This is a genomic window from Stenotrophomonas sp. 01N47, assembly GCF_056399165.1.
The window spans coordinates 659,097-673,341 of sequence record NZ_JBFTQU010000005.1 but is presented as its reverse complement, the minus strand read 5'-3'; the positions used below and the strand labels follow the sequence as shown (position 1 = coordinate 673,341).

General features: G+C 66.9%; 13 protein-coding genes. 5 read left to right on the top strand and 8 right to left on the bottom strand.

Annotated elements, in window-relative coordinates; genetic code table 11:
• Positions 1-256: 256 nt before the first annotated feature.
• The 8 genes from tsf to AC1DKR_RS12930 form a co-directional block, all read right to left on the bottom strand.
• Positions 257-1,135, bottom strand: coding sequence for a translation elongation factor Ts (tsf, locus tag AC1DKR_RS12965; protein ID WP_032975792.1), 879 nt, complete (start codon positions 1,133-1,135; stop codon positions 257-259).
• Between the two features lie 125 nt (positions 1,136-1,260).
• Complete coding sequence (gene rpsB / locus AC1DKR_RS12960; RefSeq protein ID WP_025877657.1) at positions 1,261-2,064, bottom strand: 30S ribosomal protein S2; 804 nt, start codon at positions 2,062-2,064, stop codon at positions 1,261-1,263.
• 219 nt (positions 2,065-2,283) lie between these two features.
• Positions 2,284-2,982 carry a fimbrial biogenesis chaperone gene (locus tag AC1DKR_RS12955; protein ID WP_394195765.1) on the bottom strand — a complete coding sequence of 233 codons (699 nt, stop codon included), beginning with the start codon at positions 2,980-2,982 and terminating at the stop codon, positions 2,284-2,286.
• Positions 2,982-3,209, bottom strand: coding sequence for a hypothetical protein (locus AC1DKR_RS12950; protein WP_394195764.1), 228 nt, complete (start codon positions 3,207-3,209; stop codon positions 2,982-2,984). The genes AC1DKR_RS12955 and AC1DKR_RS12950 overlap by 1 nt, the downstream gene beginning before the upstream one ends.
• 100 nt (positions 3,210-3,309) lie before the next feature.
• Complete coding sequence (locus AC1DKR_RS12945) at positions 3,310-4,344, bottom strand: Csu type fimbrial protein (protein WP_428704100.1); 1,035 nt, start codon at positions 4,342-4,344, stop codon at positions 3,310-3,312.
• Positions 4,341-6,680: a fimbria/pilus outer membrane usher protein gene (locus tag AC1DKR_RS12940; protein ID WP_478033195.1), complete on the bottom strand. Its 2,340-nt coding sequence runs from the start codon at positions 6,678-6,680 to the stop codon at positions 4,341-4,343. The genes AC1DKR_RS12945 and AC1DKR_RS12940 overlap by 4 nt, the downstream gene beginning before the upstream one ends.
• A gap of 7 nt (positions 6,681-6,687) precedes the next feature.
• Positions 6,688-7,443: a fimbrial biogenesis chaperone gene (locus AC1DKR_RS12935; RefSeq protein WP_478033192.1), complete on the bottom strand. Its 756-nt coding sequence runs from the start codon at positions 7,441-7,443 to the stop codon at positions 6,688-6,690.
• Positions 7,443-7,970, bottom strand: coding sequence for a Csu type fimbrial protein (locus AC1DKR_RS12930; protein WP_230110467.1), 528 nt, complete (start codon positions 7,968-7,970; stop codon positions 7,443-7,445). Before AC1DKR_RS12930 ends, AC1DKR_RS12935 begins: the two co-directional genes overlap by 1 nt.
• A 173-nt stretch (positions 7,971-8,143) precedes the next feature.
• Here AC1DKR_RS12930 and map point away from each other — a divergent pair, with 173 nt between their 5' ends.
• From map to dapE, 5 genes are read left to right on the top strand one after another with little or no spacing between them, the layout of a single operon-like run.
• A complete protein-coding gene (gene map / locus AC1DKR_RS12925; RefSeq protein WP_080277585.1) occupies positions 8,144-8,986 on the top strand; it encodes a type I methionyl aminopeptidase in 843 nt (280 codons plus the stop codon).
• Between the two features lie 20 nt (positions 8,987-9,006).
• Positions 9,007-11,616 carry a [protein-PII] uridylyltransferase gene (locus tag AC1DKR_RS12920; RefSeq protein WP_478033248.1) on the top strand — a complete coding sequence of 870 codons (2,610 nt, stop codon included), beginning with the start codon at positions 9,007-9,009 and terminating at the stop codon, positions 11,614-11,616.
• The gene (dapD, locus tag AC1DKR_RS12915) at positions 11,616-12,704 is read left to right on the top strand and encodes a 2,3,4,5-tetrahydropyridine-2,6-dicarboxylate N-succinyltransferase (protein ID WP_478033189.1); all 1,089 of its coding nucleotides are present in this window, start codon (positions 11,616-11,618) and stop codon (positions 12,702-12,704) included. Before AC1DKR_RS12920 ends, dapD begins: the two co-directional genes overlap by 1 nt.
• Positions 12,705-12,717: 13 nt before the next feature.
• On the top strand, positions 12,718-13,083 hold the full coding sequence (locus tag AC1DKR_RS12910) for an arsenate reductase (protein ID WP_025877641.1): 366 nt from the start codon (positions 12,718-12,720) through the stop codon (positions 13,081-13,083).
• Positions 13,080-14,207: a succinyl-diaminopimelate desuccinylase gene (gene dapE, locus AC1DKR_RS12905; protein WP_363730903.1), complete on the top strand. Its 1,128-nt coding sequence runs from the start codon at positions 13,080-13,082 to the stop codon at positions 14,205-14,207. Before AC1DKR_RS12910 ends, dapE begins: the two co-directional genes overlap by 4 nt.
• Positions 14,208-14,245 lie beyond the last annotated feature (38 nt).

The window sequence follows — 14,245 nt, the reverse complement described above, 5'->3', positions numbered from 1 at the left end:
ATTCCATTAGGACAAGAATACCTAGGAATGCATCACAGTCTGCGAATTTCGTTCCTGTTATGTGACTGCAGGTTCCCTGTGCCGAGTATCGGCTTGATTCGCTTGCAACGCAAAGGTGTCGGTGTGCGCACCAACGGTGCGCACCCACAGATTCGGCCACCCACAGGTGAGGGGCACCCACAGGCCCACCGGCATAAAAAAAGAGCCGCGGTTTCCCGCGGCTCCTTCTGGTTTCATTACAGCCGTGAGGCTGGAATCAGACCTGCATCGCCTTGGCAACTTCGGCGGCGTAGTCTTCCACCACCTTCTCGATGCCTTCGCCAACGACCAGCAGCTGGAAGCCAGCCACGTCGGCGCCGGCGGCCTTGACCACCTGCTCGACGGTCTTGTCGCCGTCCAGCACGTAGCTCTGGCCGTACAGGGTCACTTCGCTGACGATCTTGTTGATCTTGCCGCTGATGATCTTTTCCAGGATGTCGGCCGGCTTGGACTTGTCCTTCTCGGACATCTTGGCCAGTTCGATTTCCTTTTCCTTTTCCACGAACTCGGCCGGCACATCGGCGGCCTTGTTGTGCGGCGGCTTCAGCGCAGCCACGTGCATGGCCAGGCCGCGAGCCAGTTCGGCGTCGCCACCGATCAGGTCGACCAGCACGCCGACCTTGCCGTTGGTGTGGACGTAGGAACCGACGTTGCCGGTGGTGTCCAGCTTGACCAGGCGACGGATCTGGATGTTCTCACCCAGGGTCTGCACGGCGGTCGCGCGGGTTTCTTCGACGGTCTGGCCGGTCGGCAGGGTGGCCGACTTCAGGGCTTCCACGTCGGCGGCGCCCGATGCCAGTGCAGCGGCAGCGACGGAATCGACGAAGTTCTTGAAGTTGATGTCGTTGGCGACGAAGTCGGTTTCCGAGTTGATCTCGACCAGCACGGCCTTGCCGCCGTCCTGGGCCAGGCCCAGACGACCTTCGGCGGCCACGCGGTCAGCCTTCTTGTCGGCCTTGGCAGCGCCGGACTTGCGCAGCGCTTCAGCAGCGGCGTCGATGTTGCCGCCGGCCTCGGTGAGCGCCTTCTTGCATTCCATCATGCCGGCGCCAGTGCGCTCGCGCAGTTCCTTGACCAGGGAAGCAGTGATTTCCACGGGATTACCTCACGAAAGAAAGGGGTTGGGCCGGCATGGTGGCCGGCCCGTGTGACAGCTTCCTGTCGTCGCGCCATCGGCAGCGGACAGGAAAGGTGGGCGCGTGGCGCCCACCGGGGCCTGGATCAGGCCTGGGCTTCGCCCTTGTCGGCAGCAGCCTTCTTGGCCGGAGCGCGGCGAGCCGGCTTGCCTTCTTCGGCCGGAGCGTCGGCGAACTCTTCTTCACGGACGGTGGCAGCGTGCGGTGCAGCAGCCTTGCCTTCCAGCACGGCGTCAGCAGCGGCGCGTGCGTACAGCTGCACGGCACGGATGGCGTCGTCGTTGCCCGGGATCGCGTAATCCACCAGCTCCGGGTTGTAGTTGGTATCGACAACGGCGATCACCGGGATGCCGAGCTTCTTGGCTTCCTTGATGGCGATGTCTTCGTGGCCGATATCGATGACGAAGATCGCGTCCGGCAGACGGTTCATGTCCTTGATGCCGCCCAGCGAGGCTTCCAGCTTGTCGCGCTCGCGACGCAGGCCCAGCACTTCGTGCTTGACCAGCTTCTCGAAGGTGCCGTCGGATTCACCGGCTTCCAGTTCCTTCAGGCGGGCAACCGACTGCTTGACGGTACGGAAGTTGGTCAGGGTGCCGCCCAGCCAACGCTGGTTCATGAACGGCATGCCGCAACGCTCGGCTTCTTCGCGGATCGACTCACGCGCGCTGCGCTTGGTGCCCAGGAACAGGATGGTGCCGCGCTTCTGGGCAACCGACGAGATGAAGTTCATCGCGTCGTTGAACAGCGGGACGGTCTTTTCCAGGTTGATGATGTGGATCTTGCCGCGGGCGCCGAAGATGTACGGAGCCATTTTCGGGTTCCAGTAGCGGGTCTGGTGGCCGAAGTGGACGCCGGCTTCCAGCATCTGACGCATGGTGACCTGGGGCATTGCAAAACTCCTGATGGGGAACCGGCGATTCCGCCCGCGGGATAGGTATGCGGGACGCGTGGAAGCGCTGAAGGTTCCGGGGTTGGGCTTCCCTGTTGCCTCCGTGGCCGAACTCCTTGCGGAGCACCCCGGCACGGATGGGGGCAGCAGGTGTGGATTCACCGGTGACGTCCGGTGTGGACGGTGTCCCGCGCACGCGGCGGCAGGACATCCGGGCAATTATAGCCCGCTTGGCTGGCTCGCTGCAATTGCGGGTGTCTGCGCCGCCAGAATCACCTCTGTGCCGTCCTGCAGGCGGGCATGGAACCTGCCGCCTGCATAGCCATCGGCGCGCGGCGGCAGCTGCCACTGGCGCTGGCGCGCCGCCAGTACGTAGCCGGCAAGACCGGGCAGCAGCAGGCTGCGTTGGCCGCCAGCCGCCTCATAGGCAAGGTCGCTCAAGCGCGCGTGCCCGGTGCCACCGTTCAACAGTCTCAGTGTGAATTGCGACCCGTTGACCACCAGCTCTGCCCGCAGGCAGGGGGGCGTTGGGCCGACCGGTTCGCTGCGGAACAGGGGCAGTGAATAGCGCGGCATGGCCGGTTCTGCCGGAGCCAGGATGATACGGAATGCCTGTTCAGCGGCCACAGGTGCGGATGACGCCGGCAGCAACCAGACGCGCTGGCGTGCACCGGCAGGAAGGTCCAGCAGGGTCGGACTGGCCAGCACCTGCGCGCTGCGTTGCAGGTGTTCGGCGCCCGGTTGCTGGTCCCACGCCCAGATCTGCACCTGGCCGCGCCAATGCCCAGGGCCAGGATTGCGCAGCCACAGCTCGGCCCGCCCCTGCGCAGCCGGCAGGTTCAGGGTGGTCGGCACCAGCTCCAGCGCCTGCGCGGCAATAGGCAGCACCGCGGCCAGCAGCAGCAGTAGCCGGCGCATCAGTAGTAAGTGGTGGGCGGTTCGGGCAGCGAATGCCCCTGTTCGTCCTGCGCTGGCGGGGCCAGTTCACGGACCTGGGGCGGCAGGTGACCGCCGTCGCTGTGCTGCTGTGGCACCGGGCAACGTGGGCCACGCTCCGTGCCGGCGCAGCCTTCAACCACAGTCAGGCGGATCTGCAGTGGGACGGGCGCCGGGTCGGCCCACGCTGTCGTGCTGGTGATGGACATCGCTCCGATCAGTATTCCGCGAACCACCTGCCATCCACCGTGTTGTCGACTTGATGCGCGGTATCGGCCGACAGGGGGGATTCTGTAGAGCGGGCTCCCCTCAGTAGGTGATCGTCACCTGCACCAGGTCGTTGTAGGTGCCCGCCGGAGGCTGTCCGGCGACGGGAGGCACACGCCCGAATATGTTCAGTGTCTGCGCGCTGCCAGTGCCGACGCCGCTGAAGGTGTCCACGGTGAGCGTATTGCCCCAGCGCTGGCTGCGCGCAGCGTCCCGGTACAGCTCGTAGGTCAGGTAATAGCTGTTGCTGCCGATGGTGGTACGCATGCGCCGGGTGGTGGTCAGGGCCGGGTTGTTCTGACCGTTGTTCAGGCCGACCTGGTAGGCGGTGCGCTTGAGGCAGGTCAGGGTGAGGGTGGCGGTCTGGTCGATGTTGGCGGGAATGCTGCCGGTGACGTTGCCGAAATTCATGGTGGTGGTGAGGTAGCTGCCGCATTGCGGCAGCACGGTGGCAGTGGCATTGAAGGTGAAGGCATTGCTGGCGGTGTTGGTGCCGGTAGCGCCGCCATTGCAGGTGGCCGGTACGGTGGCGGTGCCCAGCAGCACCTCGTTCCAGGCCCAGGTGAGCACCACGTTGGCCCCGGTGAAGGTGCTGCTGTAGTTGCCGGAGGCCAGCACCTGGTTGGCCGGAATCTGTGCGAACAACTGCGTGGTACGGCTGCCGGAGCCGCCGATCAGCGGCACGTTGTAGGTCATCGTCAGCTCCTGTGCGGGAGGTGTACCGCGCGGTGCCAGGCCGGTGACTTCGCTGTAGTTGGCGACGTTGTAGATCTGGAAATTGAGCGGATCACTGCTGCCGTTGACCATTGTCCGCCACGGCGAAGTACTGGTGCCGCCGGTGCCATTGCCCAGGCCGATGCAGACGCGGATGCCGGTGGTGGCGATCAGGCTGAGTGCGGCGGTGGAGCAGTTCACGGTGATGTTCAAGGTGCCGGGGGTGGCACCTGCCGCGCCGCTGCTGACGTTGCCGAAGGGCAGCAGCGCGTCGGCGGTGGCGGTGCACGTCGCGGCCGCGCGTGTCGGCGCACTGGCGATCAGGCCGGCCAGAAGCAGCAGGCCGAGCAGCAGCATCCTCATGGCGCCACCTCCGGCACGCATTGCAGCGGGGCCGGGCGCGCGCTGGCCCCGACGGCGACCACCTGCGGTACCGGCACGCGGACCCGGCACTGGCCACCGCTGCTGGTGATGTACAGCACGCTGCCAGGTGCAACGTCCTCCAGGTACAGCAGGCCGTCGTAGCCCACGGTGGCCTGGCGGCCATCGGGCAGCTGCACTTCGCTGCCCACCTCCAGCGGTTGCCCCCTCATGTCCTGCAGGATCAGCCGCAACGACGCGCGCGAACGCAGGTTGAAGGTCAGGCCGGTGCCGGCGCGCTGGCGGGGTGTCACCCAGTCCTCGATGCGATCAGCGCGCATGTCCGCCGGCAGGTCCAGGGTGTCGATGGAGACGCGGTTGCGCTGCCAGGACAGCAGCGGACTGATCAGCAGCAGGCCCCGATCGTCGGTGACACCGATCAGGCGGTTCTCAAGCCGCACCGGCACACCGCCAACGCCATTCGTGCTGACCACGGCGAAGGCGTCGGCGACTTCGCGGGCGGCGAAGGTGTGCCCGGCCATCCACACCAGGCTGCCGCTGGCGCTGCCATAGGCGTAGTTGAGGCCCGCCTGGCGGGAGGCACCGAAGGCGTAGCGGCCGACATCGTTGAGGATGCCGACTTCGGCCAGGCCGCCGCTGCCGCCGTCGCCGTGGCGGACCTGCGCGCGCCAACCGATACCGCCTGCGCTGCCGTCGCCCGGGACCGGCTGGGTGACATCGGCGACCCAGCTCTGGCGGTCGCCATTGCGCTGGCTGGACAGGCTGGCCTGGCGGTTGTTGCCCAGGCTTGCGGTCAGCGACAGGTAGACACTGCGGTCATCACTGTCGTCCAGGTTCTGGTTGACCGACAGGTAGGCCGACCAGCGCGGGCTCCAGCTGCGTGACCAGAACAGGCTGGCATAACGGTTGTCATCGCCATCGGGGTAGCGCAGGCGAAGGTAACTGGCGCTGAGGGTGCCCAGGCGCAACAGGTCCAGGCCGACCGTGGCCTGCTCGCTGATGCTGGGCGGCAGGTTGGCCTGCAGCGCGCCCAGGTCGCGGTAGTCGCCGTGGCTGCGCACGCTGCGCAGATTGAAGTTGAAATGGCGGTTGTTCCAGCTGTACCCCAGCGCCCACTGGCCGCCCTGCAGGCCCTGGTAGCGGCTGTGGGCGTAGGCGGCATTGAATACGCCCGCACCGCCCAGCAGCCACCAGCCGCCCAGGCCGGCCTGTGCCAGGCCGCCGCCGCCTTCGGCGTGTGCTTCGCCGGTGAACGTATCGCTGACGCCGCCGCGCCAGCTGGCGCTTGCCACGGTACGGTCGTCGTAGGCGAAGGAGCGTTCGCCGAACTGCTCGCGCAGCTGGCCGACGCCGAGCGACCAGTCCGACAGGCCCTTGGCCAGCAGCTGCTGGGTGCCGTAGAAGCTGAAATCCAGCGTCTGCATGCGGCCAAAGGCATCGGTGACCACCACCTGCGCGCTGCCGGTACCGCTGATGCCCGGTTGCGCCGCCAGCTGGAACGGCCCAACCGGTACCTGGCCGCTGTATTGGCGCAGGCCATCGACATACAGCTCGACCGTCGATGGCACCACCGCCTGGCCGAGGAAGGCCGGGGTGGGGGTGAGGACGCGATACGGCTGCAGCCCGTAATTGCGCCCGATCTGCAGGCCGCCCAGGCGTACCGGCCGGCTCCAGTCGACAAAGCCGCTGTAGAAGTCGCCAACCTCCAGGGTCAGCGCCTTGTCCGGGAAATCCAGTGTCCAGCGCGTATCAAGGCGTACGCTTTCGCTGCGCCAGTGGCGGTCTCCGGTCTGGTAGCGACGGCTGACGGCGGTGTTCTCGAAGGTGCCGGTACCGATGCCGAACACTCGCAGTTCAGAGCTCAGGGTAAGGTTGCCGAGGCTGTCGACACGGCTGCCGTACAGGTCGTAATTGAGCAGGACGCCGGGCGAGGCGCTGCCGCGGGAAGCGCGGACCTGCGGGCGGCTGAGCACGGTCGTGGGCAGGGTCAACTGGTCCAGCGGCACGTCCAGCGCGAGGGTCTGCAGGTGCGCGTCATAGCGCACCACCGCACCGCTGATCTGGTCGAGGTACACCGGGGCATCGCCGCTGGCGTTGAAGCCAAGCTGGCGCAGGATTTCGGGGCTGGCCTGCAGGCGGCCACGGTTGTCGGTGAAGGGCAGCAGGCCGCGCGGCGTGCTGTTGAGGGTCACGTCCAGGTACAGCGTCTGGTTGGCCGTGAGTGGGGTTGGTGGCGGCAGCAGGGCATCGGCGGAGACCCCGGAGACATCGGCTGCATGAGCCGCCGGGGACAGGGCCGCACCGAGCGCTGCGCTCATCAGCGCCTCAGCGAGCCGGTGGTGGCGGCAGCGACGTCTGTTCCGACTCGCCATTGAGCTTGGCCGTGATCTGGTCGTTGTCGCGGTCGATCGCCGTGCGCTCCAGCGGCCAGCGCATGACCTGGCCGGGCAGCACATAGCCCAGCAGGCCGGGATGGACGATGCGCGGCCGCTCCGGGCTACCCAGGGCGAGGTCAGCGATCTGCGCGTAGCTGTTGCCGGTATTGCCTACTTCCACGCCGTTGCGTCCGTCGTCCAGCCGGACCAGGCGGGCGTGCAGCTGCGGTGCCAGCCGGCTGCCAGCGCCGGGTTGCACGAATACCGGGACGGAATAGCGCAGCACGAACTGCATGCCTTCGGTGCGCGTGGCCAGATCGGGCACCTCGTCGACGATCAACCGGTAGTACTGCTGCGCAGCCGGTGCTTCGGCCACGGCGCGCATGACCCGTACCAGCTGTTGCTGGCCGGCGGCCAACTCCTGCATCGGTGGCGTGGCCAGCAGATCTTCGGTGGGCAGCAGCTGTTCGTTGCCGTCCTGCTGCACCCAACGGAATACCCGGACCTGCAGCTTCACCGGCGAGGTGCCGCTGTTGGTCAACCACAGTTCGCCGGCGCGCTGGCGTGCCTCCAGCTGCAGGCTGGTGGGCGCGACCTGCAGGCTGGTCGCCGAGGCCGCGGAGACCCAAAGAAGCAGGCTGAGAACGAGCAGCGCCACGCCGGTGGCGCGCCACGGGCGGGATCCGGCCATGCGGGCGTGCTCCATCAATACGTGATCGTGGCGGTGACGGTGTCCAGGTAGTTGCCGGTAGCGGCGTTGGCCGTGCTCAGGTTGAGGATCTGGCCATAGACGATGTACGGCACCGCAAGGCCGGTGCCGATGCCGGCCTGGGTGTTGGTGCCCGAGGTAGCGCCCCAGACCAGGGTATGCGCGGCATCCTGATAGAGCTGGTAGCCGACAAAGTTGTTCGCGGTCACTGCGGCGTTGGTGTTCTTCATCCGCCGCGTGGTGACGTCGTTGGCGGTGCCGGCGTTGGCACCGGCATTCAGCGAGATGGTGTACGGGGTCAGCGCCGAACACTGTGCGGTCACCGTGCCCTGGCCCAGGGTCGGGGTAGCGGTGGTGGACGCGGCGGTGCCGAAGTCGACATTGGTGGCCGCAGCTGCAGTGATGGTGCAGGCCTTGGTGACCACCAGGGTGACGTTGAACGTGGTGGTGTCGGCGGCGGCGGCCGGGCCTGCCACCAGCAGGGCCAGGGCCCAGGCCAAAGGGGAACGAGCTGCGGATCGCATGGACAACCTCCCTGACCCGAAGGTCCGTTGAACAGGGCGAAAACGGCACATTCAGCGCCGTTTTGACGACAGTGACCCCAGCGTAGGCACCGTAAGTGTCTGTATTGCGTGAGAATCAGGGATTCGAAAGGGGGCAGGTCATCACGCTTTCACGTTCCTTGCCGGATCCGTGCATGCCCCGGATCGCCAGTTGGGTGGCGTTCGTTCAGATTGCGGCCGGATCGGCGATAATGGGAGCCATGAGCGTGAATATCAAAACCCCGCAGGAAATCGAGATGATGCGCATCGCCGGCCGCCTGGCCAGCGAAGTGCTCGACATCGTCACCCCCCACGTCAAGCCCGGTGTCACGACCGAGGAACTGGACCGCATCTGCCACGACCACATCGTGAACGTGCAGGGCGCCATTCCGGCCAACGTCGGCTACCGCGGCTTCCCCAAGACCGTGTGCACCTCGGTCAACAATGTCATCTGCCACGGCATTCCCAGCGAAGGGAAGGTCCTCAAGGATGGCGACATCATCAATATCGACGTCACCGTCATCAAGGACGGCTGGCATGGCGACACCAGCCGCATGTACTTCGTCGGCACCCCGTCGGTGATGGCCAAGCGCCTGGTCGACGCCACCTACGAGGCCATGTGGCGCGGCATCCGCGCGGTGCGTCCGGGCGCAACCCTGGGCGACGTCGGCCATGCGATCCAGAGCTACGCCGAAGGCGAGCGTTTCAGCGTGGTGCGCGAGTACTGCGGCCACGGCATCGGCAAGGTCTACCACGATGAACCGCAGGTGGTGCATTACGGCCGTCCGGGCCAGGGCCTGGTACTGCAGCCGGGCATGACCTTCACCATCGAGCCGATGATCAACGAGGGCACCCGCTACAACAAGGTGCTGCCCGATGGCTGGACCGTGGTGACCAAGGACCGCAAGCTGTCGGCACAGTGGGAGCACATGATCGCGGTCACCGAGACCGGCGTGGACGTGCTGACCCTGTCGCCGGGCGAGTCGCAGGTCTCCTGACGATGCTGCCGGCGAGTTCGCTGCTGGACACGCCGGCCGCGTCGCTCAACGACCCGGACTGGGCTGCTGCCGCGCGCGACGCGCTGCAGCAGGCCGATACGCGCCTGTACCGCCGCTTCGACCAGGGCGACAACATCGAGCGCCTGCTGGCACTGCGCGCGCGCGCGGCCGATCACCTGATCCGCCATGCGTGGCAGCGCTGCCTGCCGGCCGACAGTGGCCTGTCGCTGTTTGCGGTCGGTGGCTATGGGCGCGGTGAACTGTTCCCGCGCTCGGACATCGACCTGCTGGTGTTCGGCGATCCGCAGGCGCAGCTGGCCCATGAAGAGGCGCTCGCGCGCCTGTTCGCGCTGCTGTGGGATTGCGGCCTGGCGGTCAGCCACGCGGTGCGTTCGGGCGGGCAGTGCAGCGAGGCTGCAGCTGACCAGACCGTGCTGACCGCGTTGATCGAAGCGCGCCCGCTGATGGCCGATGAGGCGGCGCGGCGTGCGCTGCGTGCGGCAGTGGATGACCGCGAACTGTGGCCGCCGCGTGCGTTCTTCCTGGCCAAGCTGGAGGAACTGCGCAACCGCCACCAGCGTTTCGGCGACACCGCTGACAACCTGGAGCCTGACCTGAAGGATGGCCCCGGCGGCCTGCGCGATCTCAACACGCTGGGCTGGATGGCGCTGCGTGCGTTTGGCGTGCGCGATCTGGAAGCGCTGGTCGGCCTGGGCCACCTGGGCGCTGACGAGGCCGCGGCGCTGAAGCGCGAACGTGCGGTGCTGGCGCGACTGCGCTTCGGCCTGCACCTGGTGGCGCGACGCCCGGAAGAGCGCCTGCGCTTCGATTACCAGAAGACCCTGGCCGCGCGCCTGGGCTTTGAGGACGATGCCGAGAGCCTGGGCGTCGAGAAGATGATGCAGGGCTTCTACCGCGCCGCTTCGGTGGTGCGGCGGATCAGTGATCGTCTCCTGCAACGTTTCGAGGAACAGTTCGATGGCGAGGCACAGCCTGAGCCGCTGACCGTGGGGTTCGCGCTGCGCCGTGGCTATCTGGCGGCCAACGATGCCGACTGGCCGAATGCTGACATCGGCCAGGTCTTCGCGCTGTTCGCCAGCTGGGCGAACAATCCGCAGATCCGTGGCCTGCATTCGTTGACTGCGCGCGCGCTGGCCGAATCGCTGCCGTTGCTGCCTGCCTATGACCAGGCAGACCCTGATGCGCGCGAACAGTTCATGGCCCTGCTGCGTGGCCAGCGCCCGGTCGACACGCTTTCGCGCATGGCGCGGCTGGGCGTGCTCGGGCAGTGGATTCCCGCATTCGCCCAGGTCAGCGGGCGCATGCAGTTCGACCTGTTCCATGTCTACACCGTCGACCAGCACACGCTGATGGTCCTGCGCAACATGGGGCTGTTCGCCAGCAGTCGCGCCGATGAACGTTTCTCCATCGCCCACGAAGTCTGGCCGCGCCTGCGCAAGCCCGAACTGCTGCTGCTGGCCGGCCTGTTCCACGACATCGCCAAGGGGCGCGGCGGCGATCATTCCGAACTGGGCGCGGTCGATGCACGGGCGTTCTGCCACGCGCAGGGGCTGAGTGGTTCGGATACCGAACTGGTGGCCTGGCTGGTCGAACAGCACCTGCGGATGTCGGTGACCGCGCAGAAGCAGGACATCGCCGATGCGGACGTGATCCATCGCTTCGCGACCCTGGTCGGCAGCCGCGACCGCCTGGATTACCTCTATCTGCTGACCTGCGCCGACATCGCCGGCACCAGCCCGAAGTTGTGGAACGCGTGGAAGGACCGGCTGCTGGCCGATCTGTATTTCGCTACCCGCCGCGCGCTGCGCGAGGGCCTGGAGCATCCGGTGCCGGCCGCCGAGCGCGTGGCCGAAGCGCGCGACAGCGTGCGTGCACTGGTGCGCGAGCAGGGCTACGACGATGCCACCATCGATCGCCAGTTCGCGGTGATGCCCGACGAAGGCTTCATCCGCCTGCGCCCGGAACAGCTGGCATGGCAGGCTGCCGCGCTGATACCGATCAAGCAGGGCCAGACGCTGGTGAAGGTTCGCCGGATCAGCGTCGATGATCCCGCGCTGGAAGTGTTCGTGCATTCGCCGGACCGTGACGGCCTGTTCGCCGCGATCGTGATGACCCTGGACCGCAAGGGCTACGGGATCCACCGCGCGCGCGTGCTGGATGGTCCGGCAGACACGATTTTCGATAATTTTGAAGTGAGCCCGGCCGATACGTTTGCCGATGGCAGCAGCGCCAATCTGGAAGCGGCCCTGCGCGAGGCGCTCAGTGGCGACTTGGCGCGGCTGCGTCCCTCGCGCCGGGTGGTGCCACGCCAGCTGCGCCACTTCCGTTTCGCCCCACGCATCGAGTTCCGCGATGAACCCGGCGCGACCCGTTTTGCCCTGGTCGCGCCCGACCGCCCCGGCCTGCTGGCCGACGTGGCGTTCGTGCTGCGCAACCAGGGATTGCGCGTGCAGGACGCGCGCATTGCCACATTCGGCGAACGCGCCGAAGACACCTTCGTGATCAGTGACGAACACGACCTCCCCCTGACTGAATCCGCCCGGCAGCAGCTGCATGACGCAATGCTGGCCTGCCTGGACCCTGATCGAAACGCCGGAGACCCCACCTGATGGCCACCAAGCCTGCAAAGAAGACTGACGCGACCGCCAAGAGCGCAGCGGCCAGAAAGACCACTGCCGCAGCCCCGGCTGCGAAGAAATCTGCACGACAGCCGAAGGTTGGCCAGCCCGCAGCGACGAAGAAGACCGCCGCGCCGAAGGCTGCAGCGAAGAAGGCTCCGGCGAAGAAGGCCCCGGCCAAGACCGCCGAAGCTGCGCGCGCCGAAAACATCGCGCGCAAGTCCCTGCGCAAGCCGGCCGGCCCGGGCGTGGAAGAACTGAAATTCGGCATCGAAAGCGCTTTCGAGCGCCGCGCCACGCTGACCCTGCACGAACTGGAAGGCTCGACCCGCCCGCTGGTCAACCGCGTGATCGACGGCCTGGAAAGCGGCGAGTTCCGCGTCGCCGAGCCGGACGGCCAGGGTGGCTGGAAGGTCAACGAATGGCTGAAGAAGGCGGTGCTGCTGTATTTCCGCGTCAACGACATGGCCGTGGTCGATGCACGTCCGGCACCGTTCTGGGACAAGGTCGAATCGCGCTTCGCCGGCTATGACGAGGCGAAATTCCGCCGCGGCGGCGTGCGCGTGGTGCCGGGTGCGATCGCCCGTCGCGGCACGTATTTCGGCAAGGACGTGGTGCTGATGCCGAGCTTCACCAACATCGGTGCCTACGTCGGCGAAGGCACGATGGTCGATACCTGGGCCACCGTCGGTTCCTGCGCGCAGATCGGCCAGCACTGCCATCTGTCCGGTGGTGCCGGCATCGGCGGCGTGCTCGAGCCGCTGCAGGCCAGCCCGACCATCATCGAAGACCATTGCTTCATCGGTGCGCGTTCGGAAGTGGTGGAAGGCGTGGTCGTCGGCCATCACAGCGTGATCGGCATGGGCGTGTTCCTCAGCCAGAGCACCCGCATCTACAACCGCGCCACCGGCGAAATCAGCTACGGCTACATCCCGCCGTACAGCGTGGTGGTGTCCGGCTCGCTGCCGAGCAAGGACGGTACCCACTCGCTGTACTGCGCGGTGATCGTCAAGCAGGTCGATGCCCGTACCCGCAGCAAGACCAGCGTCAACGACCTGCTGCGCGGCCTGGCCGACTGACGGAGCCGCACGCATGAGCACCACCGTCTACGGTCTGAAGAACTGCGATACCTGCAAGAAGGCGACCAAGTGGCTGGACCGCTTCGGCGTGCCGTACACCTTCGTCGACTACCGCGACAACAAACCCAGCCCGGAAACGCTGCTGGAATGGGCGGCACAGCTGGGTGGCCTGGCAGCGATGGTCAACAGGTCCTCCACCACCTGGCGGCAATTGCCGGACAACCGCAAGGCCGCCGATTCGGAAGCGGAGTGGAAGCTGCTGCTGCGTGAATACCCGCAGCTGATCAAGCGCCCGCTGGTGGTGACCGCCGACGGCAAGGTGAGCCAGGGTTTCAGCGACAACGGCTTCAAGGCGCGCTTCGGCGTGGGCGGCGCGTGAGCGCCGTCCTCGACCTGGCCTGCGATCTGATCGCACGGCCATCGGTGACCCCGGACGATGCCGGCTGCCAGGTGCTGATCGGCGAACGTCTGCAGGCGGCGGGTTTCACCTGTGAGCACCTGCGGCTGGGCGAGGTCGACAACCTGTGGGCCACCCACGGCAGCGGCGCACCGGTGCTGGTCCTGCTGGGCCACACCGACGTGGTGCCGCCGGGCCCCCGCGAAGCGTGGCAGAGCGATCCGTTCGCACCGCAGATCCGCGATGGCGTGCTGTACGGTCGCGGCACCGCGGACATGAAGGGCAGCGTGGCTGCGTTCGTGATCGCTGCCGAACAGTTCGTTGCCGCCCATCCGCAGCACACGGGCACGCTGGCGGTGCTGTTGACCAGCGATGAAGAAGGCGATGCCATCGACGGCGTGCGCCATGTCGCGCGCCTGTTTGCCGAGCGCGGCCAGCGCATCGACTGGTGCATCACCGGCGAGCCGTCGTCCACCGCCACGCTGGGTGACCTGCTGCGCGTCGGGCGGCGGGGCAGCCTGTCGGCCAAGCTGCGCGTGCAGGGTGTGCAGGGCCACGTGGCCTACCCGGACAAGGCGCGCAATCCGATCCATCTTGCCGCGCCGATGCTGGCCGAACTGAGCGCACGGCGTTGGGACGAGGGCTACGAGAGCTTCCCGGCGACCAGCCTGCAGATCTCCAACATCCATGCCGGTACCGGCGCCAACAACGTGATTCCCGGTGAGCTGGAGGTGGATTTCAACATCCGCTACAACCCGCATTGGGATGCAGCGAAGCTGGAAGCGGAGATCACCACGCTGCTGGACCGTCATGGCCTGCAGTACACGCTGAAGTGGCACCGCAGCGGCGAACCGTTCTACACCCCGGAAGGGACGTTGCGGGCAGCGGCGCGCGCGGTGCTGGCCGAGCACACCGGTCGCGCGCCTGAAGAGAGCACCGGTGGTGGCACCTCCGATGCGCGCTTCATCGCACCCCTGGGTGCGCAGTGCATCGAAGTCGGCCCGGTCAACGCCAGCATCCACCAGGTGGATGAAAACGTGCGGGTGGACGAGCTGGAAGCGTTGCCGGGGCTGTACCAGCGACTGGTAGAGCGCCTGCTGGTGTAGCGCTCGTCCACCGGGTTTCTGTGGATCCGCCGGGCATG